At 62.4% G+C, this 2790-nt stretch carries 3 protein-coding genes; 1 reads left to right on the plus strand and 2 read right to left on the minus strand.

The genetic code is table 11. The features are described from left to right. Window positions 1-404 precede the first annotated feature (404 nt). The gene (locus F3J37_RS27690; RefSeq protein WP_166936816.1) at window positions 405-575 is read right to left on the minus strand and encodes a hypothetical protein; all 171 of its coding nucleotides are present in this window, start codon (window positions 573-575) and stop codon (window positions 405-407) included. Between the two features lie 781 nt (window positions 576-1356). Here F3J37_RS27690 and F3J37_RS27695 point away from each other — a divergent pair. Next, entirely contained in the window at window positions 1357-1830 is a 474-nt protein-coding gene (locus tag F3J37_RS27695; RefSeq protein WP_166936818.1) for a hypothetical protein, read from the plus strand. A 12-nt stretch (window positions 1831-1842) separates the two neighbouring features. On the opposite strand, the gene F3J37_RS27700 is transcribed toward F3J37_RS27695, so the two are convergent. Beyond that, window positions 1843-2790 (minus strand): GGDEF domain-containing phosphodiesterase (locus tag F3J37_RS27700; RefSeq protein WP_166936819.1); only part of this gene is annotated, 948 nt, incomplete at its 5' end.

Below are 2790 nucleotides of genomic sequence, written 5' to 3' on the forward strand. Positions count from 1 at the left end.
TGCGACTGATTGTGCTGATGGCTTCCTCCCGGAAGCCATTTTTTTATTACGCTGCCTGCACAGTTAATTCCTGTACGGGACCGCCAGCGCCCGGATTCTGAACCCTTTCCCACGAAGCTGATCGTAATGTCCGCCGTACAGGCAACACAGAAGAGCAGAACTTAGCGTTCAGAAAAAATTTTTGTCAGATAGGTTGGAAATTCAGGGCACGGAGAAGATATTCATTACTGAAGACACAGCGCAGGCAGGCTGAACAGACGTTAAAAAAACAGGGGCGGGTCAGCCCCTGAAAACATCAATGAGATAAACAGACTTACTCGTGTCGTGGAGTGTGGCCATCGGATTAACCACCTTCATGTTATCGGCTATCCGCTGAAAAACTTTAGCCCGGTCTTCTGTGATGCTTACTGTTTTTCATATCGCTCCACGTCCTGTTCGGCCTCCTCCAGCTCGGACATCAGCGCCGCGAGGTCCACCATTCCGGCCGCCGGGTTGCGGCTTGCCCGCCGGTAACGGATCCGGAGCGCGCTCAGGCGTATCAGCGCTTCACGATAGGGCGTGGCACCGTTTTTCATTATGACGTCTCCTCTGTGCATGAAGGCATGGTTTTCCCGCTCCTGAACAGACTTTAGCATGCACGGATATCCCCCCGGCACCCTGTGGTCAGGAGAAGCATGCGCTGCGTCACAAATGTGTCTCCCGCGTTTCAGACAGAGTCGGAGGGATGGCGGGCAGGAAGGATATAAAAAATCTCCCGGGGTGTTCAGTCCCGGGATCAACGCTGTATTTCACATAGCCGGCCTGACGCTGGCTGTGTAAAGCGGACCATGGGTCCTGAGAGGCGAACTGCTGGCGTCACGGACGGCCTTCTGCGTGGCCGGGTGCACAGGCCTACCTTAATGCAACCCTGGAAAAATCATGTCAGGAACTCTCTGGTTCTGCTTATTTTATTCTGACCCGTGCAGAAATATAACTCTCAGGGTCCAGATTTCGCTGAATTAAGCCCTTAAGTCCACTCTCAGCTGTACAACACCACCGGACGGCATCAGGATACCTTCAATATCATCAGGAGGTGCTCCATGTCCGCAGCCGCACAATCTGCACCCGTCACGGAACACGTCCTGACGATTTGCCGGCTACCCGCCGGCATTCAACCTGACGCGCCGTTTCGCATGCTGGTGTCTGCCCGGGAAGACCCACCTTTCGCAGGCTCCAGAACCGGGCGCACACTCAGGCTCACCTGGCACCTGCTGTCTGCCCTGCCGCGTGGCGCCCTTCCGGGAACCGTCAGCGCGGTGTTCACCCCTGGCCGGCGCGGCCTGCCGGGACGCGTGGCAATGGCTCCCCGGTGGCCTGGTGCTGGCCCCGCCGCTGCGCGGATGCGGCATCGGCACCTGGCTTTTGCAGCAGCTTGCCGCATGGGCCGCCACGCTGCCGGCGGCTACCCGGGTTGAGCTTCAGGGCCTTAATCCGTCTGAACCTTTATCACCGCTGGAGGAGGCGCGGCAGCGCCGGCTGCGCGCAGGGATCGGCGCTGAGGCACGGAGGGATGACCCGCCGCTGACGGTAGCCGGTCTCCGCCTGCACCACCGGTGGGACAGCAGCCTGACGGCCGAAAGCCCGGAAGCGGCCCTGAAAGGGCTTCTCAGCCTGGCGCCCGCCACCAACTATGAGCTGGCACACTACGAACGGCTGACGCTCAGCAGGAGCGGCGAGGCCGGTTGTTCTGAAGGCACCGCCCTGCGCAGGGCCGGCCGGGGCCTGCTGTTTCTGGGCTCGCTGCCCTTCCTGCTGCTCGATAAGCTGGCGCACTGGCTGATGGGCCGCTGAGGGCGCGTACCATCAGCCGTCCGTCAGCGTCATGCTGTCATCTTCCGCGTGAAGCAGCGCCTCAAACGCCGCCGCCGTGAGGGGCCTGCACAGCCCGTTGCCCTGCATGATGTCGCACTGGGCGGTCGTCACGAACGCCCGCTGCGCCTTATCCTCGACCCCCTCTGCCGCCACGCTGAGACCCAGGCTTTTTCCCAGCGCCGCGATGGCCCGGAACATCATCCGCACGCGCATGCTGGTGCCGAGCTCAAGGGTCAGCGACTTGTCAATCTTGAAGCCGCTGACGAAGCCGTGCCGCAGCAGGCTGATGGCGCCCAGCGTCCGCCCGTAGTGATCGATAACAAATGCAGCCCCCGTGAGCCGGATGGCTGCGAACTGCGCCGGAGCATCCTGAACGAGCTCCGCCAGCAGCGGCTCATCGACCTCCAGGTCCACAAAGACGGCGTCGCCGCCCGCCGACTCGCGCAGCACGCTTTCCAGCCCGGGTCCGGAAAGCTGACGCGGGAACAGGTTAACGCTGACCCGAAGCTCCGGGCAGCGGACCTGCCACTGGCGGACCTGCGCCAGTGCGGTGCGGATAATCCATTCACCAAGCGTCACGGACAGCGGGCTTTTCACCAGCATCTCAATAAAATCAGCGGGCAGCAGCAGGCCGCGGGCAGGATGCTGCCAGCGCACCAGCGCCTCACAGCCTAGCAGGCGGCCGCTACCGGCGTCATAGCGCGGCTGGTAGTGCAGGATGAACTGGTCCTGGCGCACCGCGGTTTCCAGCTCGCGCTCAAAGCGCCGGCGGCGCTGCTCCGCCACCAGGTATTCTGGCCGGAACAGGACGCTGCAGCCCTTGCCCGACGCCTTGGCCCGGTAGAGCGCCAGGTCCGCCGCCGACATCACCGACGAGGCGTCCTCTCCGTGTTCGGGATAGGCGGCAATGCCGGTGCTGGCGCCGACGACTACCGGTGA

The sequence above is a fragment of the Candidatus Pantoea communis genome, assembly GCF_011752685.1.
In the GTDB taxonomy this organism is placed as follows: domain Bacteria; phylum Pseudomonadota; class Gammaproteobacteria; order Enterobacterales; family Enterobacteriaceae; genus Pantoea; species Pantoea communis.

Coding starts and splice junctions, on each gene's coding strand:
- F3J37_RS27690 (WP_166936816.1), bottom strand. CDS start 575: ATGAAAAACGGTGCCACGCCCTATCGTGAAGCGCTGATACGCCTGAGC.